The sequence below is a fragment of the Pseudomonas izuensis genome, from assembly GCF_002356535.2.
Classification (GTDB): domain Bacteria; phylum Pseudomonadota; class Gammaproteobacteria; order Pseudomonadales; family Pseudomonadaceae; genus Aquipseudomonas; species Aquipseudomonas izuensis.
The window spans coordinates 2051163-2073542 of sequence record NZ_AP017423.2 but is presented as its reverse complement, the minus strand read 5'-3'; the positions used below and the strand labels follow the sequence as shown (position 1 = coordinate 2073542).

Here is a 22380-nt window from a genome sequence, read left to right as displayed (position 1 = left end):
AATTTTATTGATCATCAACTCGAATTCATTTTGGTACTGCAAAAATTCGACTAATAGAGCGGGTTTACCGGCCTGGTGGGCTAGCGACTCCACCGGCTCTGGATCGATTGCGGTTAGACGTGACAGGCAGAATAGGCCAAAAGCAGTCATTCGAGCGCGTCTATAAAATGCGGGACGACTCAGTTGATAGCCACATGCCATACGAATAGGCTTCGCCCATCACACCACTTGCACAAAGGATTTGAAATGCGCCGCTGCCGCCTTGCCTTGGCTCTGATGACCAGTCTCGCAATACCTGGCTTCGCCTCTGCCGCCACTGCCAAGAAGGGCACGACGAAGACTGAACTGCCTGATTGTTCAGCCGTAACGTTCGATGGGTCCAATCTCACAGAGGAAGAGAACGACTACTTTTTCTCTAACCAGAAGGACATTTCGACAGCACAGATTCTACGCTTCGCGCTTGGTAGAGATGCGATTTTGGCCGACTTCTACACACGCCGGAAAGGCGCAGACTTCAATGCCGATGTTCTGAAAATCAAGGATCTAGCTAAGCAGAAAGGGCTTGCATTGCAGATGACCCATGACCTTACCGTGGCTGAAAATGCGCGCATTGAGCAGAACAAGAACCATAAGTGGACCAAGGACACCGCCGATACTCTCTTCTGCCGTATAGACGCCATTGGCGACACCGCGACGAACAGCTACAACATCTATGCAACAAGCTACCTCAAAGGGCTTAAAGCGAAGCAGGAAGCCATGCATGGTCAAGTAGGCTACTTCGATGTGACGGTTAATGACTGCACCATCAGCAAATCCATCGACACCGGCAACCGCTACTCCACTGTGAAGCCAGATCCTGATGCGCGATTCCTCACCGTGAATGCGACCTTCAAGAACACTGACAACGAAGGTCGGCTACCACTCGAAGGCAGCTTGTTCATCAGCAAGGATGATAAAAATTTCAAATTCGATACGACTGAAACCATCATGAGTGATGGCTACGGAATCCGTTTGCGGTCGTTGAACCCTCTCATCAAGCTCAACACGAAGCTCGTCTACAAGGTGCCTAACGAGTTGTCTGGCGAGGTTTATTGGAAGCCCGGTAGGAATGCCGAGAATAAGAAGCTCTGGTGTACCTACCTCCCGTCAGCCTGATTCGTGCCATAGCCAGCCATCTGTTGGTTACGGATTTATGTTTACAATTTGGCAGACTGCTGCTGGGCGTGAGGGGCTGCTACGGGTCGAATGCAGCCCTTCGCGACAGGCAACAATCGGTCAGAGACGGTCAGTCACGCCGGATTGACGCTGGCCTGAGGCCTATTCATGACTCAAACCGTGATTCATTTAGGTGGAAAGAACAGGCCGATTTTATACCCGACTGCGCTGAAAGATTTATGGCAGAGGGGTTGGCTCAACGCCAGTCCGGCAGCAGTTGGTGCTGCCACGGGTAGCTGGGCTGATGATCCGGTGCATGTTGCAACTATTTTGCACATGCGACCTCTAGATCAACGAGAAGAGATAGGGCTGCTACAGCCTGAGAAGATAGATAGGCTGTAGCCATTTAGGTTGCGGTCTATACGCCTTGAAACGGTGCGATGCACTTTTCTTCTAGATGGATGTATTTAAATTTCACACCCTCGGTTGATTCTTTGAAAACGGCATCAAGGTCATCAAAAGAAGCCGCAACGATTGCTTGGAAGTTATTTTGACTGGCAAGCATGCGGAATAGCGCTTGTTGGCTTTTTGTGGCCATGGAGTGCTGGCCAGGCTCGTCCATCATGATGAATCCGAGGTGATTTCCGTTGATGTCCCCGCTTGATGCTGTTTGGTAAAGAGCCATGATGTAACTCCAAATCAAGCGAACGAAGTCACTTGCACTAGAATTTTGCGCCATATTTCCATTGCGAACGGCCTGCGCTTTTGTCTTGGCATCTGAAGGCGAGTCCATGATTTCTCGCAGTTCCAGTCGCGATAGCTGGGGCAAAAGAGAGTCTTCGTTGAATACGATATCCGCGACATCCGCGCTATGGTAGTCGAACTCTCCCGCGTTGCCCCTGAAGTGTTGCGCGAATCTTCGGATACGCCTTTTATCCTCTTCAGAATATCTATCTTTGGGTAGTAGCCTTCTCTTGTCTTGGTTTACCTTCAATGCGGTGGCGAGTTTTGCCATATCTGCGAGTGCGTCTTCAAGTTTGTCGGAGAAGTCCTCCAAGCGTTCAATCTCCCACTCTAGCAAAACCTGCTTTTTCACAGCAGCTTGAGAGACTATGTTGCCTTTGGCTGCATCTTTGCGTAGGGACGAAAGTACGGAGCGCTCTTTCTCAAGCTGACCTGAAAAATTTTGGCATATAATTTCAGCGTCACGAATTTTCAGCTCCAGGCCCGCTTCTTGTTTGGCGAGCATTTTTGCCTGGCTTTCTAGATAATGGATGTTCGTCTCAATATCCATTGCGGTCCCGGTCAGATTTATGCTGATCAGTGAATCCTCAATGTGTTGGTGGCACGTCGGGCAAGAGTCGCTTGCGGCATGAAGGTGCTTGCTTGCGCCATATTCCCTTAACTTTTTCGTGGTTTTGTTACGTGTCAGCTCTTCCTGGGTTTGTGCCTTGATCTGAATGTGAGTGCTTAGAGTTGAGTTGAATATCGTGAAATTGCTCAGCGATGTTTCATAATCACCCACCAGCTTAGTGACGAGTGCCGTCTGTTGTTGCAGTTCCTCAGAAATTGGAGAGTTCGGAGAGCCACTGTCAGGATTGATAGCCAGCTCAAGGTCCCTGTACTGTTTCTTTAGTGTTGCGATGGTTGTGTAAAGGTTCGACTGCTCACCATTCGCACTGCGCAACGCTTCAACGTTGTTTTGATCGAAATCTGAAGCTATCTTGTTTGGGATTCCAGTTAGATTTAGGCGTAGAAGTGCTGCTTGAGAGGAGAGTTCTTTTTGCTTGGATGTCCAGTCATTGTTCAGGCTGATGGACTCCAAATCCAACTCCATGCGCTGAGATTCTTGATCGAACACACCTAGGCCAAGCAGGTATTCGACAACCCGCACGCGGGCATTGCTGACGCTATAGTAGGGTATATTCGCTATATAGTCTGTCCAGCCGCGTTTTTGTTCAATTGCAGTCGCAGCAAAAATAGCTTGGAGGTAAAGTTTGACCTGCTTTCCGTTGGAGTCGTGAATCTTGGGGAGGTTGAGGCCTAAAAAATGCTCAAGATAAGTGAAAAAGCCTTCTTGGTAAACGGCGCTGTAGTTGTCGTGAATAAACTTGTAACTAGTGCGGCGCGTGCCTGAGCCAGGCATGGGGGATTCTAATACTTCAGCTAGTTTTGTATTGTGAGTTTCGCTTTTGATCCAGCGTCTGATCGTGCTCATCTCGCCAAGATGATTTTCTAGTTCTACGGTTACATAAGACTCAGTTATGTGATGCTTTTTGTCGTCATGAATAACATAGTCTCTAACAGCATAAGAGAGTGCTGCCTCCCCCTTGCCGCCTACAAGCTCCTCCATACCAAGCGAATATAGCAGGCAGTTCACGATGGTGCTTTTGCCCGAGGAGTTGGATCCGCGAATAATATTCAGACCTTTTTGAAAGGTTGTGGCGAAGCCGAACTGTGCTCCTGAACAGGAGATGTCTATGCGAAAAGATTTGATATGCATTCTTTATTCCCAGTCCCTGGCTGTCTTTGTAACCATCTTCTCGGTGAGCTTTTTGCCAAGCAGGTCGAGTTGCTTTTTTTCTTTAGCTAAAAATTCAGGGTCACTATTGATTTTTAGAAGGAATTCCTCGCCTGCGGGAAGGATTATTATTCCAGTCTCCTCCGGCCTCAATAAGTTTTCTTCCGCAGCTATTTGGAGGGCTACTGCAAGAGCTGGGTCGAACCCCCAGACAGGTATAGATAGCTGCTTATTTTGGATGGCAGCCTGGAGGTCGGCAATACGAGAGTCTTTTTTTAAAGCCCAATTTATAAGATGGAGCTTCAATAGGCTGCATTTTTGGGAGCGACCGCAAATTTTAATTATTAAGAGGCATTGTGCAATCTTGTATAGCGGCCTGTGTTCCGCCAAGACTGGTGCGGGGCGAGGGGTAAATTTGAGCGTGGCCATAATATTTTACTCACTATAGTCGAGTTGGCAGGCGCCCAGCCAGTATGAAATCTCATTGGCCACTATTTGTGAAGCAAGAGCATAGTCAACTGAGGGGTTAAGCTCTCGAATCAGAAGGTCCGTTAGTTCGGTTCTGATTTTTTCAGTGAGCACGTCGGGTGTAGCGTTGAGGGTATCAGACCACTCTTCCACATGATTGTGGAATACTGAGAGAATACGCTTAACCTTTTGGTATAGTAAAGGTGAGGCTTTGTTCAGTTCGTCATGGAAGCGGTTATATTTAAGAAAGCCCTCAAGCGTTGAAGAATAGAGGCGTTCCACCTTGGCCTTGTGAGTGCCGTTCTCCATGTCGAGTACAACTTTTCGAAAACCCGCTGCTACCCTGGCGATAGATTTTCGCAGTATATTTTCTTCGTAATTTATGCTTTCCGTGTCAAAAAATGGCAAGTCTAGAGTAATACCAGGGATGTGAAGAGCTTTTCCTTGCAATGCTTGAAATGCATGGATGTCGGTTTCATAGTGATCCGCTGTGTGCAGATCAATCCTGAAGTCTGGGCTAAGTATGGAAAGATTCCAGGCTCTAGCCTCGGCTTCCTTTGTTTTTGCATGTTTTAGTAGCTTGTTATCCCAAATTTCTGGCGTGACAAAGCACCAGTTTTTTATAAGGGTGTGGCCGAGTCGCGCAGAAAGCTCTGCCTCATTTGTTTTCAGCTTGCCAATATCTTTTGTGATTTTGTCTCTTTGCTTTATATATAGCATGTCAGGGTTGTAGTGCTTGTTAGGGCAATAGCATTGGAACGCTATGCCGGTAGCTACATACCCTTCGATTCCCCAATCCCCAGGTGAAGGGGGCATTTCGACATAGCCATCTGCACCGTGCCGATGCTTGAGTATTCGCTGTAAAAGCGATTCCCAAGAGTTTCCGTCAAATAGGCCTAACCTAGATTGAAACATCTGGTCTTGACTCCGTTCCTCAATGCTTCCTGGCCCCGAGACTGATACTTGAGGCGATGTGGTGTTCGCAGGATACTCAGAAGCTTCCACATAGGCTAGCAAGAGGCTACTACGGCCCCACTGAAGGGCAGTTTCTGGCCGATTTCTGCCGGTGCCCACCGGCAGCTTTACGCCCCAATGGTCGACAACACTCTATTCGCGTCTTTCACAATGACAACAACAGTTTTGAAAAATCACGACAGGCAACTGCTAACTTTGCGACGTTCTGGTTCAGGCCAAACAGCCGATCTGTGCAGTGCGGCGTGGCGGATCCGCGGCAATCCAGGTGTGGTGGCCAATGCCCGCAACGCACCACGCCCGATCAAATGCGACAGACACGCCTTAGGTAGATAACTCACACCTACGCCGAACAACGTCAAGCGCCCCCACCCTTTTCGGTTAGTCACGCATTGCGCTTGCTACGGTCGAAAATTTCCACGTCGAAGGTTTCTTCCAGCTCCTGTATGCGCTTAGAAATCGCCGACTGTGAGATGTTGAGTTTGTTCGCCGCAGCTTCGAAACTGCCGAGTTCAGCGATCCGGTACAACGCGTCGAGCTGCTTGAAGGTGATCATCGACAACACCACATGATAAAAATCGATGCTATCTCATAATAAAATATCGCTAAAACTGTTTATTTATCACCCCTAAGATCGAGCCACAGCCAAGATCGGCTGCCAACTCATTCTCAAGGGGATCAGCCATGTCCTTGCCCGGTTCACGCATTCTTCCCAACCCGCCGCTGGCCGCAACCGAAGTGCTCGAAGCCTTCGCCAATGTGGTCACACCACACATTAGCGATAACCTCGGCCGCCACATCGGTGCTCGCGGCCTGACCCGTTACAACCGTAGCGGCAAACTGGTGGGTACGGCCCTAACCGTAAAAACCCGTCCAGGTGACAACCTGCTGATCTACAAGGCCATGAGCATGCTCCAGCCCGGCCACGTACTGGTGGTCGACGCCCAGGGCGACACCAACAACGCAGTGATCGGCGAACTCGTCAAACTGTACGCTCAGCAGCGTGGCTGCGTCGGTTTCGTCATCGACGGCGCGATTCGTGATGTCGCCAGCTTCGACGACACCCCTTGCTACGCCCGAAGCGTCATGCACTGCGGCCCGTACAAAAGCGGACCTGGAGAGATCAATGTGCCGGTCTCCATTGGCGGTATGGTGATTCAAGCTGGTGATTTGCTGGTGGGGGACGAAGATGGCCTAGTGGCGTTCTCTCAGACAGACGCCGCCGAAGTACTGCGCCGCGCCGCGCAACACGCCGCCCATGAAGAAGAGGTCAAAGCCGAAATCGCCACCGGAGCCCTGCGCCAGAGCTGGATGGACAAGGTCTTGCAACAAGCCGGCCTGGCCGATTGAGGGGAACCATTATGAGTACTGCATTTTTGTCAGATCGAGTGCTGGGCATTCAGCCCTCACCTAGCATCGCTGCCAACGCTCTGGTCACCGAATTACGCGCCCAGGGCCGCGACATCGTCAACTTCACCATGGGCGAGCCGGATTTCGACACCCCGGCTCACATACTTGAAGCGGCGGCTGCCGCGATGCGCAGCGGTGACACGCATTACACTGCCACCAACGGCACGCTCGCCTTGCGCCGAGCCATCTGCCAGAAGCTGGAGCGTGATAACGGCCTGCATTACGGACTTGATGAGGTGGTCGCCGGTTGTGGCGGTAAGCACATCATCTACCACGCGCTGGCCGCGACCCTGAATCTCGGCGATGAAGTCATCGTGCACACGCCGTACTGGGTGTCCTACCCGGACATCGCGCGGTTGAACGACGCTAAACCGGTGATCATCCCCGGTGACCAAACCAACGGCTTCAAGCTTTCACCTGAGGCTCTGGATCAGGCAATTACTCCACGCAGCAAATGGGTAATTCTCAACACGCCGAACAATCCTAGCGGTGCGGTATACAGCGAAGCAGAATTGCTTGCGTTGGCTGAGGTTCTGCATCGGCACCCGCATGTTTTGATCATGGCCGACGAGATCTATGAACAGTTCGTTTACGGCGATGCCCGGCATGTGTCCCTGACCCGAATCGCGCCTGAACTCAAGCCGCGCACGCTGATCGTCAATGGTGCCTCCAAGGGCTACGCCATGACCGGTTGGCGATTGGGCTTCGGCGCCGGCCCCGCTTGGTTGATCGCAGCCATCGGTAAGCTGTTGTCCCAGACCACCACCTGCCCCAGTTCAGTCAGCCAGGCGGCTGCGGTTGCGGCGTTCGCGGGTGACCAGGCACCGATAGCCGGCATGCGTGAGGTCTACCAGCACCGTCGCGACCGCATGCTGGAGCTGTTGCAACCGATCAACGGCCTGAGCTTTACCCCACCAGATGGGGCGTTCTATGTATTTGCCAATGTCAGCGGACTTATGGGCAAAACCAGCGATAGCGGCGAAATCATCCGAAGCGATTCAGAGCTGGTCGCCTACCTCCTGAAGGAACACGGACTGGCCACAGTCAGCGGTACCGCGTACGGCATGTCGCCTTACATCCGGCTGTCATTTGCCAGCTCCCTGGACGTCATCGAAGAAGGCTGCCATCGCCTCAAAGAGGCGTGCCTCCGATTGCGCTAACGGTTTATCGCAACACCCGACAGCCATCGGACGGCTGCTCATTGACTGCCTAGAACAACACTCATAATCATTTCTTCAAATGAGGCATCCCCATGTACTCGCCACGTATCGCGCTGGTCTGGCAAATCATGATTGGCCTGCTCGCCGGCATCGCCATCGGCGCCCTGCTACACCGTTTTCCTGAGTCGCGTCCCTGGTTGGTCGACAATCTCCTACAACCGGCCGGCGACATTTTTATCAAGCTGATGAAGATGATCGTCGTCCCCATCGTATTTTCCTGCATGGTGGTCGGCATCGCCGGTCACGGTGACGGTAAATCCCTTGGCCGGATCGGGGTCAAGTCGCTGACCTATTTCTTCAGCATTACCACCCTGGCGATCATCGTCGGACTGGTGATCGGCAACCTGCTCAAACCCGGAGCCGGCACAGATCTGGCAAACCTGAGAGCCGCCGCTATTACCCTTCCAACCAGCAATGGTGCCGGTCATAGTCTTGGGCAGATTATCGTCGGGATTATCCCCGACAACGTGATTAACGCCATGGCACAGGGCAGTCTGCTTTCCGTGCTGTTCTTCGCGGTGATGTTCGGCCTGGGTGTTTCCAAACTGAGCAACGAGCGCAAAGAGCCGGTGATCGCTCTTCTGCGTGGTGTGTCGGAAGCGATGTTCAAGGTCACCTCGATGATCATGGCCTATTCGCCCATCGGCGTGTTTGGAATGATCTCCGTGACGGTCGCCAACTTCGGTTTCAGCTCTCTGCTACCACTGGCGAAGCTGATCATGGTCAGCTACGTGGCGATTGCCCTCTTCGTCCTGGTGGTACTGAACCTGATAGCGCGATTCTGCGGGATTAATCTGTTCGCACTGATGCGCCATATCAAGGATGAATTGATCCTGGCGTTTTCCAGCGCCAGTTCAGCAGCCGTCATGCCGCAGTTGATGAAAAAACTGGAAACCTACGGCGTGCCACCTTCGCTCGTCAGCTTTGTCGTGCCGGTGGGCTACTCCTTTAACCTGGACGGTGCTTCTCTGTTCCTCGGCATTGGCACCTTGTTCGTGGCACAGCTGTATGGCATCGATCTGAGCTTTGGCGATCAGGCGTTGCTTGTGGTTACCATGGTTTTGACGTCCAAGGGGGCTGCTGGCGTACCGGGGTTCATGTTCGTGATTTTGTCAGCCACGCTGGCCAGCGCGGGTCTGCCGCTGGAAGGCATTGCATTCATCGCCGGGGTGTACCGACTGATGGAAATGCCGACAACTGCCCTGAATGTGCTGGGCAACGCTTTGGCGCCCTTGGTCATCGCCAAATGGGAGGGCCGCGCCGCGCATTGTTTGAAGGCTACACCAGCCTGAACGATAGTATGATTGGCAAACGTGAAGGCCCCTTTAAAGGGGCTTTTTTTTCAAGCCAGAATCACTTGGGCGATCAATGCCGGACCTTATCGAGCGCGCACACTGCGGGTCCGATGCGATGTCATTTGCGGGGAAAGTGGAATAGGTCTCGGTGAAAGATATTCAGAGGAAGCAGATGGGATGTTTCTAATGAAGGTTAAAAACGCTCGCAGCCCTTCAACTTACCGTGCGTGGCAGCAAGCCAAAGGGCCGAAAGCGTAACTGCTAACCCAGCTCGCGCTTGAGCTGCTCCCTGTCTAGCGCACCATCCCAGCGTGCGACGAACAGCGTAGCTACGCCATTGCCAATCACGTTGATCAGCGCACCGCCTTCGGAAATGAAGCGGTAAACACCCAGGACCAATACAAGGCCTGCGGCGGGTATTACATCTATGGACCCCAAAGTCGCAGCCAGAGTTATGAATGCCCCTCCAGTCACACTCGCTGCTCCTTTGGAAGTCAGCAGAAGGATGAACAGCAACGTTACCTGGTGATAAAGAGACACGTCGATATCTAGCGCCTGGGCGATGAAAATCGCCAGCACCGTCATGTTGATGCAGCTACCGTCGAGGTTGAAGCAGTAACCCGAGGGTACCACCAGGCCCACAGTGGATTTTTCACATCCGAGCCTTTCCAGCTTGTCCATCAGACGGGGAAGCGCGGACTCAGATGATGAAGTACCCAACACCAGAACCAGCTCCTCTCGTATGTACTTGAGAAACTTCCACAGGCTGAAACCTGCCAGCCGGGCCACAAGGTTCAATACCACGAAGACGAAAACCAGCCCCGTGATGTAGTAGCAGACCAGCAGGTTTGCATAGGCTCCCAGTGACTGGACACCATATTTGCCTACCGTAAATGCCATACCGCCAAAGGCACCCAGTGGCGCGAGGTACATCACGATCTTGAGCATGCGAAAGAACGCTTTGGCCACCAGATCAATGGTGTTCAAAAGTGGCTTTCCTGCCTCCCCCAACAGCTGCAAACCGAAGGCAAACAGAACGGAGATGAAGAGGACCTGCAAGATGTCCCCGTCGGTAAAAGCACCGAACACTGTGCTCGGAATGATATGGGTCAGAAAGCCTACGACACTTTGGTCATGCGCCGCCTTCGCGTATCCAGCAATTGCAGAAGAGTCCAGCGTTGCAGGATCGATATGCATCCCAACACCAGGCTTAAGCAGGTTCACACCAATCAGCCCAATAACCAGCGCTATGGTAGTGAGCACCTCGAAGTACACCAGAGACTTAAATCCGATACGGCCTATGCGCTTGAGATCACGCATGCTGGCGATACCACTGACAACGGTGCAGAAAATGATCGGGGCTATAAGCATCTTGATGAGCTTGATGAAAGTATCGCCCAGAGGTTTCATCTGCTCACCAAGCCCAGGGCTGTAATGCCCCAAGACTATTCCTAACAAGATAGCCGCCAACACCTGGACGTACAGGTGCTGATAGAAGGGCTTACTGCGAGGCACAATCACGTCAGGAGTTGCGTTCGAAGAGCTAATTGTTTTTGTCATGGCTCCACCTATAGATTTTTATGAGATCGACTACGTTTTAGGTCACCACGTTGATCGGTGTACCCGCTGCGAACGCCGCAATGTTTGCCGCCAGTACGCTTTTCAGTTTTGCCACACTGCTCTGGCTCGCCCAGGCCACATGAGGAGTAACGATTAAGTTGGGATGCTCGCTGTGGAGCAGCGGATGGTCGGCGCGAGGAGGTTCTGCATAGAGCACATCCAGCGCAGCGCCACCCAATTGGCCGCTGGCGAGACCTGCCAGCACCGCGTTTTCGTCGACCAAGGGGCCGCGAGCGGTGTTGATCAGCAACGCGCCGGGTTTTATCCGCGCAATTTCCGCGGAGCCAATGAGATAACGGGTCTGAGGGGTCAGCGGACAATGCAGTGTCAGTGCATCGGCTTTGGCGAGGATTTCATCGAAAGCGGTATAGCCCTCGCGCACTCGCGAAGCGCCGCGATGCTCGGCAAACAGCACATTGATTTCCAGCGCTCGCGCCAGGCGTGCAACGCGACTGCCGATATCGCCCCGACCTACGATCCCCAAGGTTGAACCTTGCAGATCCTGGATCGGTGCACCGTGGACGCAGAAATGGGACGAGGTCGGCCAGTCCGTCACAGAAGCGGCTCGATAGGCGAGCAAATGACGGCGCAGTGCAAAGAGCGACCCAATGACCGACTCGGCCACGCTGACCGCGCTGTATGCCGGCACATTGCAGACTGTCACGCCTTGATCGCGACACGCGGCGATGTCCACGCAGTCATAACCGGTGGCCGCCACACAGATGAGCTTGAGGCGTGGCAAATGCTCAAGGGCGGAGCGATCAATACGGACTTTGTTCGTAATCGCCACATCGGCATCGACCAGTGCTTCGACTACCTGCTCCAACGGTGTCTTGTCGCGCTCGGTCCAGTGAGTGGCTTCGGGCGGGCACGACAACGGGGACGGCAGGCTGGCGCCGTCAAGAAAAACGATGTTCATGGCAAGTGCTCTCTTCAGCGTATGGAGGTATCGAGAGGTTCGGATATCTCAATGAGATTAAGGTCCGGGTCACGCACATAGACCGAACGAATGAGGCCTGTTGCACCGGTTCGCTGGACAGGACCTTCGATGATTGGCCATTGCTCCGCCTGCAAATGCGCAACCACCGTATCCAGCGCCGTGCTAGCGATGAAGCAAAGGTCGAGAGCGCCTGGCACCGGCAGATGCGCCTTGGGCTCAAACTCGTGGCCACGCACGTGAACATTGATTTTCTGATTGCCAAAGCGGAACGCCAACCGACCGTTGCCGAAGGTTTCCAGGCGCATTCCCATGACACGGACGTAGAAGTCCTTGCACGCCTCAAGATTGATGGTGGTGAGCACCAGATGGTCGAGATGATCGATCATTGCACACGCTCCTTGTCCGCGTTGGCGACCTGCTTGCTGAGGCTGTGCACGTGCTCGGGGATCGGGTGCAGGTCCAAACGTTTGCCGGCCCTGAGAATCTGGCTTGGCGTGTCATGACCGATGAGCCCAGGGAGGAGCGCCGATGCAGCAAGCACGCGGTCAATATCCATGCCGGTGTCATAACCCATCAGGTCCAGCATGTGCACCAGGTCTTCCATGCAGACGTTGCCACTCGCGCCAGGCGCGTAAGGGCAACCTCCCAACCCGCCCAGCGAGGCGTCAAAACGATTGATTCCCGCCTGTAGCGCCGACAGCGTATTGGCCAAGGCCATGCCGCGTGTATTGTGGAAATGCAGCGTCACTTGCAGGTGTGGAAATTGCTCGCGCACTCGCCGGGACAACGCCTGAACCTGTGACGGGTACGCCATGCCTGTGGTGTCGCATAGCGTCACTCCGCGAACACCCAGCGCCGCAAAACGCTCAATCCAGCCCAGTACATCTTCGACCGGAACATCACCCTGCATCGGGCAACCAAACACCGTGGACAGCGACACATTAACGGCAACGGGCCCCTGTCCGATGACGCCGACGACATCTTTCAACTGTGCGAAAGATTGCTCGCGATTCATGCGCAGATTCGAACGGTTATGCGGCTCGCTGACCGACATCACCAGGTTGGCTTCGTCGATCCCACACCCGAGTGCACGCTCTGCACCTCGAACGTTAGGCACTAGTACGGTGTACTCCACGCCGGGCTCACGCTTGATGCCCGCCATCACCGCCTCCGCATCGCGCAGGGCCGGGATCGCCTTGGGCGAAGTGAACGAGGTCACTTCGATCTTGGCGTAGCCGCATTGGCTCAGCTCATTGATGAGGGCAATTTTGTCTTCAGTTTCGATGAAGGTCTTTTCGTTCTGGAAGCCGTCACGGGTAGCGACTTCCTGCATGAACAAGCGTTTCATTCAGGTAACTCCCGATTATTAGATGATGCCGCGGTCGCGCCACTGCTCACGTGTCTGGGCACTGATGCCCAAGCCATCGAGTACCGAGTCGGTGTGCTGCCCCAGCGTCGGTGCCCGGGACCGCACTTGTCCGGGTGTCGCTGCCAGCTTGGGAACGATGCCGGGCAACGTGACTGGCGTGCCGTCATCCAGTTGACTGGGGAGCAGCATTTCTCGCGCGTGGTAGTGAGGGTCCGCAGCGATATCTGCTGCGTCGTAGATTTTCCCGGACGGGATGTTCGCGTTTTTTAGCGCGACCAGTATCTCGTCGAGAGGCCGCTCCGCGGTCCATGTCGAAATCGCGGCGTCGATTCTGGCGACGTGGCGTACTCGACCATCGTTCTGCTGAAGCTCAGGGTCATTGGCCAAATCCAGACGGTCGATCTTTTCCATCAGTCGTTTGTAGATACTGTCGCCGTTGCCGGCGATCAACGCGTACTTTCCGTCCAGGCAACGGTAGGCATTCGTGGGCGCGATGCCAGGCAAGCTGCTGCCCGCAGGTTCGCGCACGGTTCCGAACACAGAATGTTCCGGTATCAGGCTCTCCATCATGTTGAACACGGATTCATAAAGAGCCACGTCCACCTGCTGACCTGCGCCACGATTCTGTTCGCGGTGACGCAACGCAAGCAGCACGCCAATCACGCCGTGAAGCGCAGAAAGCGAATCGCCAATCGACACACCCACGCGTACTGGTGTGCGGCCGAGTTCACCGGATAGATGGCGCAAACCACCCATGGCCTCTCCAATGACACCGAAGCCCGGCAGGTCTCGGTACGGACCAGACTGGCCGTATCCGGACACGCGAAGCATGACCAAGCCCGGATTGATCGCGCTGAGTGCCTCCCAGCCCAACCCCCATTTTTCAAGGGTCCCCGGGCGGAAATTCTCGATGAGGACGTCGGCATCCTTCACCAACTGCCTGACCACGTCATGAGCTTCAGAATGATGCAGGTCAAGGGTGACGGATTGTTTATTGCGTGACTGCGCGGCCCACCAGACGGAAGTGCCGTTGTGCAGCAAGCGCCACTTGCGGAGGGGATCGCCAGTGATCGGCGGTTCGATCTTGATCACTTCGGCGCCAAATTCGGCGAGGATCTTCGCGGCGAATGGGCCAGCAATCAACTGACCCATTTCAATAACCTTGATGCCATCCAGGGGTAGGCTCATGACGGTTTCCGTTCTTGTTGGAGGTGTTGGCCGGATCATCTCCCTAAAACAACGTCGTGAGAATTTCAAAGATTTCCACTATCCTTTCCAAAATGGAAACGGATCGGGTAGTCATGCTCAATTTACTTCAGCTTGATTTGGTGTCACTGCGCCTGCTGGTTCTCACTGCCGATTGTGAAAACTTGACCAGAGCAGCAGACAGCGCACACATGACAGTTTCGGCAGCCAGTAAACGCTTGGCAGAACTTGAGAGGGTGACGGACTGCACGCTATTCATCCGAGTCCCGAGAGGGCTGCAATTGACGCCCGCTGGTCGAGGCCTGGCAGAGCATGCACGAAATATTCTAGAAGGCGCTCAGCGAATGGCTCATGACGCCAGTGACTACGCCAATGGTGTCAGGGGGCATGTACGGCTATTTGCCAACACTTCTGCCGTGATTCAGTTTCTACCTAAAGATCTGACAATGTTTCTCGCCTCCAATCCACACGTGCGCATTGGTCTGGAAGAGGCCCTCAGCGACATGACCATTCAGGCAGTGGAAGATGGGCGCGCCGAAATCGGTATATTTGCCGATAACATCCCCGCGCTCAGATTGGAAACACGACCCTACAGACGCGACAGACTTGTGGTCCTCGCTCCGCAGGACCATGTGCTTGCTCAGCGGGAAAGCGTGACGCTGGCTGATACATTGGATTATGACTACGTTGCCCTGAACCAGGGCAGCTCGCTCCTGCGTCGCATCAATGATGCAGCAGGCACTACCGGAAAAATATTGAAGGTGCGCATCCAGGTAAGCAGTTTTGACGGTATCTGCCGCATGATCGACGCGGGGCTCGGGATCGGCATACTACCGCTCGGCGCAGTCCATCCCGAGTTGCTTGTTTCGAAGCTTCGCGCGATACCAATAGAAGGCGACTGGGCTTCGCGTACGCTTTATGTCGGAGTCTCTGACACCGCGCGTCTTTCACCGGAAGCAGCAAATTTGTATAGCTTTTTGAGTGGACTTGAGTAGCCCGCTGGGTTAGGCGTCCAACCTGCGTCGTGTTGTTACCGAAGACTCAGCACCTCGCTATCTTTTCTCTCCACGGAGGAAACACAATGCCAAACTCAGACCTGCTGCCTTCCCTGCTGTTCAAGATCAACGAAAATCAGCTCGCCTTAGAAGCCGCCATAATGGAGCTTACAAACCGGGTTGAGAAACGCGGCGCCTCTGAAGTAGCGGAGAACGTTCGTGGCGCTCTCGCTGCGATAGACCGAAACGAAGAATTCATCAAGATGACACTAGCACTGATGATGACGCCGGAATGACCGCTTTCGCCTGCTTGTTCAAACATTCGCGATAGGCAGCAAACGGCCCAGAGCGTGTAAAAACGCTTCGCAAAAATTGCAGCGTGCGCGTCTACACTGAGTCTGAAATTTATCGGCACGTCAGCAGGTGAGGATTTTACGTAGAAGCGCGATTTCCAGTCCGGTGTTGAGTAGTCACCTGGAAATGCACGTAGCGTTGATTGCTAACAACAATGAACTGTCCAAAGCTGGTCCAGCCGGGTCGTGAAACTCTGGCTCATCATCTCCCGTCGCATCCCCCACGCCGGATTGCTCGGCACACTGGCTGCACGCAGCGTCCCCCTACCCCATCGCCCATTGATCTGGTCCATCACCGCCATGACCCGGGTTGCCTCGGCAGGCTGAAACTCCGCGAACAAATCATCGGTGTATTCACCCGGCTGACAAAGGTTGAGTAACAATACTTCTGCCTTGCTGTATTTGAATCCGGACCGGTACACACGCTCAAGCGCGTCCACCGCGGCCTTGGTCAACAGCCGCACATCGTCGGTGGGATACGGCAGGTCGACCACCACTCCGTTGGCGAACTTGGCTTCTTCGGGGTTGAACATGCCTGTGCGGATACTCACCCGGATCTTTTTGCACAACGAGCCTTGAGCGCGAAGCTTTTCCGAGGCTCGCATCATGTAGGTTGCCACGGCCTCCTTGATCGGAGGCAACTCGGTGAGACGCTTACCGAACATGCGGCTACAGCAAATCTCCTGCTTCGGCGGATCAGGTTCATCCAGCTCAAGACACGGCGTGCCGGCCAACTCCCTGGCCGTCTTCTCGATAACTACGCTGAAATTCTTACGCAGAGCCCACGGGTCAGTCTTCGCCAGGTCCATTGCTGTCTTGATACCCATCGCATCCAGGTGCAATTTCATGCGCCGGCCAACACCCCACACCTCGGATACGTCCGTGTTTCGCAGAACCCAGTCACGTTTGAATGGATCGCAGATGTTGACCACGCCACCAGTCTGCGCCTGCAAGCGCTTGGCTGTGTGATTTGCCAACTTGGCCAGGGTCTTGGTGTGAGCGATACCAACTCCGACGGGTATTCCCGTACAACGCAGCACTTGGCTTCGAATCCGACGCCCTAGTGCATTGAGGTCGGCGATCCCCATGAGATCGACAAACGCTTCATCGATGCTGTAGACCTCCACTGCCGGCACCATCGATTCAATCAGCGTCATCACCCGCTCGCTCAAGTCGCCGTACAAGGCGTAGTTAGAGGAGAACGCAACGATGCCGTGCTGCTTGAGCGTGTGCTTGATCTGAAAGTAAGGCGCCCCCATTTTCACGAACGGCTTGGCGTCGTAACTACGGGCGATGACACAACCATCGTTGTTGCTCAGCACGACGATGGGCACGCGAGCCAGGTCAGGCCGGAACACCCTCTCGCAGCTGGCATAGAAGCTATTGCAGTCAATCAGTCCGAACACCGGTGGCGGCCGTTCAGTCATGGCTGCGCACGCTGTGGGTGATAACGCCCCAAATGGCCAGCTCATCACCTTCAAGCACATAGCGAGGCGGGTATTTCGGATTCTCTGAAAGCAAAATCATCTGGCTTTCGCGCTTGCACAGCCGCTTGCACACCGGTTCATTGTTCAACAGCGCCACTACGATATCGTTGTGGGCCGCTTCAAGTGCGCGGTCGACTATCGCCAAGTCACCATCAAAGATACCCGCCCCCTGCATGCTGTCTCCGGCAATGGAGACCAGGTACACATGCGGAGCACGGATGTTAAGGACTTCGTCCAACGAGATGTGCTGTTCGATGTGATCAGCAGCCGGTGAAGGAAAGCCGGCGGGAACGCGAAAGGAGCAGCGCGGAAGCTTGAGGCCTCCAGCTGTGAGTGGGCCGATAACTGTAAAGCTCATGGCGACGCCTTCTACAAATACTGTATTTATGTACAGTTAACGACGGAGCGCTGCCTGGGTCAATTTTTCGTTTAAGGTTATGCGACAAGCGGGGCCGGCACGGCGCGCGGTCCACCATAAGCCCGCCACATAAACAGCACCAATGACTAGCAGCATACAAAAAAGGCGGCCGAGGCGAGTTACAAGAAGACGCCAAAACAAGCTAATTCGTAGCCGAAAAAACTTACTTTTTTCCAGTTTTCAAAACCAACCCTACCTTCGCCATCTCCTCCGAGACCCCCCAGTATGTGGAAGTACTAATTGTTGGTCGAATGTCCTGCCAGGCTAGCCAGACCTTAACGGCTAACTCACGGCCACCGTGATGACCGTTCCGATCTCGTTCACGGTGTTTTTTAAGAGACCAGGCAACGTCGCTCAAGGAACTGGAAATCTCCTCGTAACTCAATAATCTTGCTTCCTCCTCTCGCTTGCGACGAATCTTAGGCAGTGTCGATGAAATAAACACATTCCACTTCTCATGCCCCCTACGATATGAACCAAGCAACTGCAAAACTGCTGCGGACTCCTGTTCAATCTGATCAAGCGGGACAGACCTTATAACTTTGTTAGGCTTATGATATTTAGACAAGACTATTGCCACTACGGTTTTTCTCACTCGAAGCGTGATAGACCCCTTTTCAAACTGATCACTACTCAGCATAACAACACCCTTATTTTTATAGTTATACCTCTATTATACATGATATTTAGTTAATACTGCGTGCTCGTGCTATAAATAGCACACATCAAAAGTTTATCACCTATCGATCCGACCAAACGATAGCTACCAGTTACAGCGCTCATACCTGCGGAAGCTTCAGGCAATATTTATCAAACAAGCAGTCCAAATCCGAAAAATCAAAGCAAACCCAATTCAAATAAAGATAAAAATAAATCCGCCCCCATAACTCCCGATAAAAACCTCATCTTTCAAATGTGTTATTATATTTAAAGATAAACCAAAACCAACTTTATCTCAGAGAAAAAATCGAAGGAGCCAGCAATGTCTTGGTATAGTTATGAGTTTACGCTTACTCCGTAATCGCCACCTCGAACTATACCAACACGCCGGATGCTCACACCCCTTCGGGGGTTGCGCCATGTAAAATCAAGACCAGATCAATCAGAAACCATAAACCTGCATCACAATAAAACAATAAAAAATGGAAAGCATGAAATGGGCAGACCAAAACTAACCCAATCAGAACTAAGAACAAAAATAATCAATGCAAGATTCTCAGACAATGAATACCAGCATTTATTGGCAATCATGCAAAAGTGCGGACACGACTCACCCTCAACGTTCCTACGCATTTCTGGACTTCGTTCTAAAATCCCACCCCGAGTATTTGTGCCTGAAGAGGATCAAGCACTTCAAAACGCTATTACATATATCCTTAACGAGATCAGAGACGCAATTTACATAAAGGGCTCAAGCGATTTAAACCAGATCGAACTTGGATTGTCAGAACTACTTAAACTACTCAGAGAACGAGCCATAAGACACATAAATAGCCTTCAAACGATGGGAGAATAGGAAATGACAATCGGACGAAAATTCAAAAATGAAACCAACTCTAGTCGCACTCGCGTAAAGTACGTATTCGGAATAAATCACGAGCACAAATGCGAACACGCAAAATTTCTCGGCGGCAACGTAACTACAGTAGCCGGTATCGGGAAGCCTCTAGAAGACCTTATTGATAGCCTTGTGGAAGAAATGGATTCGCCATCCACAATCCGTGCAGGCCTTCTTGGAAAGGGGCCCGGGATGTGTCATACACACTACGCGGTGTCGATAGCACCAGGTGAACATCTTGACTTACCTGATTGGAGAAACGTCGCAATCGAGGTCATGGAGGCCTTAGGGTATAACCAGAACTATAAGTGGTTCGCTCAGCTTCATGAAGACACTGACAAAGAGCATATCCACATTCTTGGAAATCGCACAAGCATGGAAACTGGATATCTTCTTGATGAAGGTAATGACTACAGAAAAATGATGGAGGTTCTTCGTTTAATTGAAATTAAATACGGCCTACAAATAACTGCAATGCCAGAAGACACTTGGGGCATTCAGTTAAGAGAAACCGAAATTGGCCCAATCATGCGCAGCGAGAATCCTGAACCGCACTGGAAACACGCACTAATCGCTAGAATCGCGAATGCTGTAGAAAAGACAACAGTTAACAACGGAAATATTGTTGACTTTGTCAAGCATCTAAAAAAATCAGGTGTTGGTGTTGAGTTCAGCATCAAAGATGGGGATATAGTCGGCATATCTTACGATTTCAAAAAAAACAAAATTTCAGGCAGAAAACTCAAACGCTCACGCTGCACATTTCAAGCACTTACAATTAACGAAGGCATCCTATATGACAAAATACTTATTCCAAGCATACAGAAATTTGCTAAAACAAGAGATGAAAAATCACACAAAAGAGAAAGAGAAAGAGAAGAAATTTACAACGGAGCACGAAAAGCAATTGACTATAGAATCAAATACGAACTCTCGTACGATGCAGTAAAGAAGTCAACGGCTTACAAAAGTAAAAACGGGTACTTCGCCATTAGAGTTGAAGCCGATAAATTTCGTAGGCCGATGATTGCCTCGCGTATCACGCCTTCCAGGGTTCTTGACAATAATTTCTTTTTCTCATTCCAGAAGCCAACACGTGAAGAAATAACGTGGGATCAATACCGTCGTCTAGTTGAGAGCGTTATGGCGAGTGCGTTCAACATGATGCAGGAGGTGCTGACTGGCATCAAATACAAAATAGAAACTGAAATGGACTTCATAGCAACTGAGGAGGACGGCCCGCGTTACAAAATCAGCGACAAATCACCGCAAAATAATAGCCTACAATACTCCATGAGGCTTCCAATTAATCTTTAATAGAATATTCGAATTAGCACTATCTTAATACGCACCGAAAATACAATTCTACGCAATACAGTAATACAAAAAACCTAACAAAGGTGGCAAGCTTATCTTTGATTCGCGCCGAACATTCTCGTGCCCGCCAATGAAACACTTGCCCTCAAAATGTACAATACCAAAAGTCACGGGAATCGTTTCAACCGGTGTAATTTATTAGCTCTACTTACACTTGGTAAAACCACTGGCCATTTCTGCGGAGCAGGTCCCCCGCTAGCAAATCTCAGGCGGATACGTCTTTACAGTAGCTAGAGACTTTCCCTAGCTTGCTCAAAGTCGTGATAGATAATTACATGAAGTTATTCAAACGTAGAGTTAAGTTTGGAGACTACTTCCGCGGAATCCCAATTGCATCAAGCTCGCCCTTTAGACGGTCCAGTAGACCAGAAACATCCTCAGATTCATTTGCGATCAAAAAAGTCAGGGAGAGGAGCAGAGAAGGCGAAACACCCATTCGGTCGCAAATTTCGACTGTCTTGTCGAGTGTAGGTAGATGGTATCCACCCTCCACCTTGCTGATGTAACTCCGCGACGTAATGGGCTCAAAATCCTCTTGCGTGAGTCCTTTCTTCTTACGCACGTGCCGCAGCGCCCGTCCGAGCGCTTGATTGAGATCCACCTGATACCCCACCCAAAAAGGTAGAATCAGGCACGCACATCTACCTAAGCACCATAGCGAACTCGACACATTTTTATATTTATTTGCATTGCGCCAACACTACGTGCGACCTTTATGGGCAGGACTTCGTGAGCAGGAGCGAGAGGAACCATGTTCAGAATTTGGTTGAAGGTCCGCGCAGTCATCGATGGATATTTCCGCAAGAAGCGACTTTGCCCTCGGCTTTTGCACGCAACAACCGGCGGAGTGGTGTATTCAGACATTGAAGACATACATGCGTCGGAACCCTCAAAGAATGCTCATAGAGCAGGGTACTGGGCTCTGAGCCCCGGTTATCGCCCCGAAGTGAATCCAGAAGACCTCCAAATCATGAGGCGTTCGCTCAATGATCGTTCTGCGCCTGCCTGGCATGCCCACGTGCATGAGTCAGTGGAAGGGCCGATGGTGCTACAGCTCACTCCTGGCCTATGCGAGGAACTGAAATGGCAAGAAGGTGACCGCATTTCATTCCGCAGACTGTACTCCGGCGAGTTAATTACAGCTGTCGACCGACGCGCTCGATCCTGACACCGATGACTGAAAATGAGCTTGGCATCGGACAATCAGCAGTCCGCCTCCTCAAATTACGCACCTAAATAGAAAAGAGAGAATGCCAATGGAAGATTCAATTGACGATAAAATCGCGCGCCTCAAGCACGACTCCGGGATGGAAAGATTTACTGGCTTCGTCTCGTACGCAACTGTTGATCAGTCGGAATTGCTCTCAGGCCATATCTGGAGGCACATTGATGCGAGCACGGAGGGCGAATTTGCTGATGGCCACAAAATCATAACGTCTCCGGTTTTGGCGATCTATGGAGCTAAGCAAAGCCTCTGGGTAGAGACAAAAACCGGCAGCATCTATGGGATCCTGTCCCTTGCTCCGCTCGGCTGGCTTTCTATCAGCGACTTGTACAAAGCTCATCAACGGCTTGAATCTGTTCCTGCACATGCTCCTGATTTCTACCTAAAACGGAGTTCCGATCCGCTACCGCCGATGAAAAATCGAACACTAAAAGATAAAGGCCGGCCACATAACACCTCAGCATTAAGGCCTGATGGAAAGGGCTTTTTGAGATCGCCCATCACTCCCGCTGAGCGAAACTTCATCAACGAATCAATTGCACAGATACGATTCAACTCACAACCAACACACCCCGAATCCCAGGTAGATCCCTCCAAAACCAAGTAGGCCGTATCCCCTCCCAAGTGATCAATTGCTACCAGAGACGGTATCAGCAGATGCGCAATGACCTAGCTCAAGCACTCTATAGTGACTTTCCTGCGATTCTCCCTAAACGCTCGGACGACCGCCCTCCCATCCCAATAGAGTGCGGAAGTGGCTGGTACGCGATTACAGAGGCCCTGTGCACGCT

Annotated in this window: 19 protein-coding genes and 1 pseudogene; 8 read left to right on the top strand and 12 right to left on the bottom strand. The window is 52.2% G+C overall.

The window, feature by feature from the left end:
* The first annotated feature begins 246 nt into the window (after window positions 1–246).
* The gene (locus LAB08_RS09390; protein ID WP_096512491.1) at window positions 247–1155 is read left to right on the top strand and encodes a DUF4352 domain-containing protein; all 909 of its coding nucleotides are present in this window, start codon (window positions 247–249) and stop codon (window positions 1153–1155) included.
* Window positions 1156–1573: 418 nt separating this feature from the next.
* Here the strand turns inward: LAB08_RS09390 and LAB08_RS09385 are convergent, their stop codons facing one another.
* The 4 genes and pseudogenes from LAB08_RS09385 to LAB08_RS30735 form a co-directional block, all read right to left on the bottom strand.
* Window positions 1574–3658 carry an AAA family ATPase gene (locus LAB08_RS09385; protein ID WP_096512492.1) on the bottom strand — a complete coding sequence of 695 codons (2085 nt, stop codon included), beginning with the start codon at window positions 3656–3658 and terminating at the stop codon, window positions 1574–1576.
* Between the two features lie 3 nt (window positions 3659–3661).
* The gene (locus LAB08_RS09380; protein WP_096512493.1) at window positions 3662–4105 is read right to left on the bottom strand and encodes a hypothetical protein; all 444 of its coding nucleotides are present in this window, start codon (window positions 4103–4105) and stop codon (window positions 3662–3664) included.
* Window positions 4106–4111: 6 nt separating this feature from the next.
* Window positions 4112–5059, bottom strand: a complete 948-nt coding sequence (locus tag LAB08_RS09375; protein ID WP_096512494.1) for a hypothetical protein — start codon at window positions 5057–5059, stop codon at window positions 4112–4114.
* Window positions 5060–5504: 445 nt separating this feature from the next.
* Window positions 5505–5672, bottom strand: a pseudogene (locus LAB08_RS30735) (LysR family transcriptional regulator); the annotation flags it as partial.
* 128 nt (window positions 5673–5800) lie between these two features.
* Between LAB08_RS30735 and LAB08_RS09365 the strand changes: the two are divergent.
* The 3 genes from LAB08_RS09365 to LAB08_RS09355 all read left to right on the top strand — a co-directional run bounded on the left by LAB08_RS09365 (window position 5801) and on the right by LAB08_RS09355 (window position 9038).
* Window positions 5801–6466 (top strand): RraA family protein, encoded by a 666-nt coding sequence (locus LAB08_RS09365; protein WP_096512495.1) that lies wholly within the window; start codon window positions 5801–5803, stop codon window positions 6464–6466.
* A gap of 11 nt (window positions 6467–6477) precedes the next feature.
* A complete protein-coding gene (locus LAB08_RS09360) occupies window positions 6478–7686 on the top strand; it encodes a pyridoxal phosphate-dependent aminotransferase (RefSeq protein ID WP_096512496.1) in 1209 nt (402 codons plus the stop codon).
* Window positions 7687–7778: 92 nt separating this feature from the next.
* Entirely contained in the window at window positions 7779–9038 is a 1260-nt protein-coding gene (locus tag LAB08_RS09355; protein WP_096512497.1) for a cation:dicarboxylate symporter family transporter, read from the top strand.
* A gap of 264 nt (window positions 9039–9302) precedes the next feature.
* Here the strand turns inward: LAB08_RS09355 and LAB08_RS09350 are convergent, their stop codons facing one another.
* Genes LAB08_RS09350 through LAB08_RS09330 form a run of 5 tightly spaced genes read right to left on the bottom strand, consistent with a single transcriptional unit; the run spans window position 9303 to window position 14158 of the window.
* A complete protein-coding gene (locus LAB08_RS09350; protein ID WP_096512498.1) occupies window positions 9303–10601 on the bottom strand; it encodes a dicarboxylate/amino acid:cation symporter in 1299 nt (432 codons plus the stop codon).
* Window positions 10602–10638: 37 nt separating this feature from the next.
* Window positions 10639–11580 carry a D-2-hydroxyacid dehydrogenase gene (locus LAB08_RS09345; protein WP_096512499.1) on the bottom strand — a complete coding sequence of 314 codons (942 nt, stop codon included), beginning with the start codon at window positions 11578–11580 and terminating at the stop codon, window positions 10639–10641.
* A 14-nt stretch (window positions 11581–11594) separates the two neighbouring features.
* The gene (locus tag LAB08_RS09340) at window positions 11595–11987 is read right to left on the bottom strand and encodes a VOC family protein (RefSeq protein ID WP_096512500.1); all 393 of its coding nucleotides are present in this window, start codon (window positions 11985–11987) and stop codon (window positions 11595–11597) included.
* Window positions 11984–12949, bottom strand: coding sequence for a hydroxymethylglutaryl-CoA lyase (locus LAB08_RS09335; RefSeq protein ID WP_096512501.1), 966 nt, complete (start codon window positions 12947–12949; stop codon window positions 11984–11986). Before LAB08_RS09335 ends, LAB08_RS09340 begins: the two co-directional genes overlap by 4 nt.
* Before the next feature lie 18 nt (window positions 12950–12967).
* A complete protein-coding gene (locus LAB08_RS09330) occupies window positions 12968–14158 on the bottom strand; it encodes a CaiB/BaiF CoA transferase family protein (RefSeq protein ID WP_096512502.1) in 1191 nt (396 codons plus the stop codon).
* Window positions 14159–14271: 113 nt separating this feature from the next.
* Between LAB08_RS09330 and LAB08_RS09325 the strand changes: the two genes are divergently transcribed.
* Both LAB08_RS09325 and LAB08_RS09320 read left to right on the top strand, forming a co-directional pair.
* Entirely contained in the window at window positions 14272–15171 is a 900-nt protein-coding gene (locus tag LAB08_RS09325) for a LysR family transcriptional regulator (protein WP_096512503.1), read from the top strand.
* A gap of 86 nt (window positions 15172–15257) precedes the next feature.
* A complete protein-coding gene (locus LAB08_RS09320; protein WP_096512504.1) occupies window positions 15258–15467 on the top strand; it encodes a hypothetical protein in 210 nt (69 codons plus the stop codon).
* A gap of 203 nt (window positions 15468–15670) precedes the next feature.
* On the opposite strand, the gene umuC is transcribed toward LAB08_RS09320, so the two are convergent.
* Together umuC and LAB08_RS09310 are read right to left on the bottom strand one after the other, a co-directional pair.
* Entirely contained in the window at window positions 15671–16951 is a 1281-nt protein-coding gene (gene umuC / locus LAB08_RS09315; RefSeq protein ID WP_096512505.1) for a translesion error-prone DNA polymerase V subunit UmuC, read from the bottom strand.
* Window positions 16944–17369, bottom strand: coding sequence for a LexA family protein (locus LAB08_RS09310; RefSeq protein WP_096512506.1), 426 nt, complete (start codon window positions 17367–17369; stop codon window positions 16944–16946). Before LAB08_RS09310 ends, umuC begins: the two co-directional genes overlap by 8 nt.
* A gap of 1579 nt (window positions 17370–18948) precedes the next feature.
* On the opposite strand from LAB08_RS09310, the gene LAB08_RS09305 reads away from it, so the two are divergent.
* Complete coding sequence (locus LAB08_RS09305; RefSeq protein WP_217910646.1) at window positions 18949–20304, top strand: relaxase/mobilization nuclease domain-containing protein; 1356 nt, start codon at window positions 18949–18951, stop codon at window positions 20302–20304.
* Between the two features lie 370 nt (window positions 20305–20674).
* Here LAB08_RS09305 and LAB08_RS30590 read toward each other — a convergent pair whose 3' ends face one another.
* Window positions 20675–20965, bottom strand: a complete 291-nt coding sequence (locus tag LAB08_RS30590) for a helix-turn-helix domain-containing protein (protein WP_157755730.1) — start codon at window positions 20963–20965, stop codon at window positions 20675–20677.
* A 655-nt stretch (window positions 20966–21620) separates the two neighbouring features.
* On the opposite strand from LAB08_RS30590, the gene LAB08_RS09295 reads away from it, so the two are divergent.
* A complete protein-coding gene (locus LAB08_RS09295; protein WP_096512510.1) occupies window positions 21621–22196 on the top strand; it encodes a hypothetical protein in 576 nt (191 codons plus the stop codon).
* The last annotated feature ends 184 nt before the right edge of the window (window positions 22197–22380 follow it).

Coding starts and splice junctions, on each gene's coding strand:
- LAB08_RS09355 (WP_096512497.1), top strand. CDS start 7,779: ATGTACTCGCCACGTATCGCGCTGGTCTGGCAAATCATGATTGGCCTG.
- LAB08_RS09345 (WP_096512499.1), bottom strand. CDS start 11,580: ATGAACATCGTTTTTCTTGACGGCGCCAGCCTGCCGTCCCCGTTGTCG.
- LAB08_RS09305 (WP_217910646.1), top strand. CDS start 18,949: ATGACAATCGGACGAAAATTCAAAAATGAAACCAACTCTAGTCGCACT.
- LAB08_RS09390 (WP_096512491.1), top strand. CDS start 247: ATGCGCCGCTGCCGCCTTGCCTTGGCTCTGATGACCAGTCTCGCAATA.
- LAB08_RS09335 (WP_096512501.1), bottom strand. CDS start 12,949: ATGAAACGCTTGTTCATGCAGGAAGTCGCTACCCGTGACGGCTTCCAG.
- LAB08_RS09350 (WP_096512498.1), bottom strand. CDS start 10,601: ATGACAAAAACAATTAGCTCTTCGAACGCAACTCCTGACGTGATTGTG.
- LAB08_RS09295 (WP_096512510.1), top strand. CDS start 21,621: ATGGAAGATTCAATTGACGATAAAATCGCGCGCCTCAAGCACGACTCC.
- LAB08_RS09340 (WP_096512500.1), bottom strand. CDS start 11,987: ATGATCGATCATCTCGACCATCTGGTGCTCACCACCATCAATCTTGAG.
- LAB08_RS09380 (WP_096512493.1), bottom strand. CDS start 4,105: ATGGCCACGCTCAAATTTACCCCTCGCCCCGCACCAGTCTTGGCGGAA.
- umuC (WP_096512505.1), bottom strand. CDS start 16,951: ATGACTGAACGGCCGCCACCGGTGTTCGGACTGATTGACTGCAATAGC.
- LAB08_RS09360 (WP_096512496.1), top strand. CDS start 6,478: ATGAGTACTGCATTTTTGTCAGATCGAGTGCTGGGCATTCAGCCCTCA.
- LAB08_RS09330 (WP_096512502.1), bottom strand. CDS start 14,158: ATGAGCCTACCCCTGGATGGCATCAAGGTTATTGAAATGGGTCAGTTG.
- LAB08_RS09385 (WP_096512492.1), bottom strand. CDS start 3,658: ATGCATATCAAATCTTTTCGCATAGACATCTCCTGTTCAGGAGCACAG.
- LAB08_RS09375 (WP_096512494.1), bottom strand. CDS start 5,059: ATGTTTCAATCTAGGTTAGGCCTATTTGACGGAAACTCTTGGGAATCG.
- LAB08_RS09310 (WP_096512506.1), bottom strand. CDS start 17,369: ATGAGCTTTACAGTTATCGGCCCACTCACAGCTGGAGGCCTCAAGCTT.
- LAB08_RS09320 (WP_096512504.1), top strand. CDS start 15,258: ATGCCAAACTCAGACCTGCTGCCTTCCCTGCTGTTCAAGATCAACGAA.
- LAB08_RS09365 (WP_096512495.1), top strand. CDS start 5,801: ATGTCCTTGCCCGGTTCACGCATTCTTCCCAACCCGCCGCTGGCCGCA.
- LAB08_RS09325 (WP_096512503.1), top strand. CDS start 14,272: ATGCTCAATTTACTTCAGCTTGATTTGGTGTCACTGCGCCTGCTGGTT.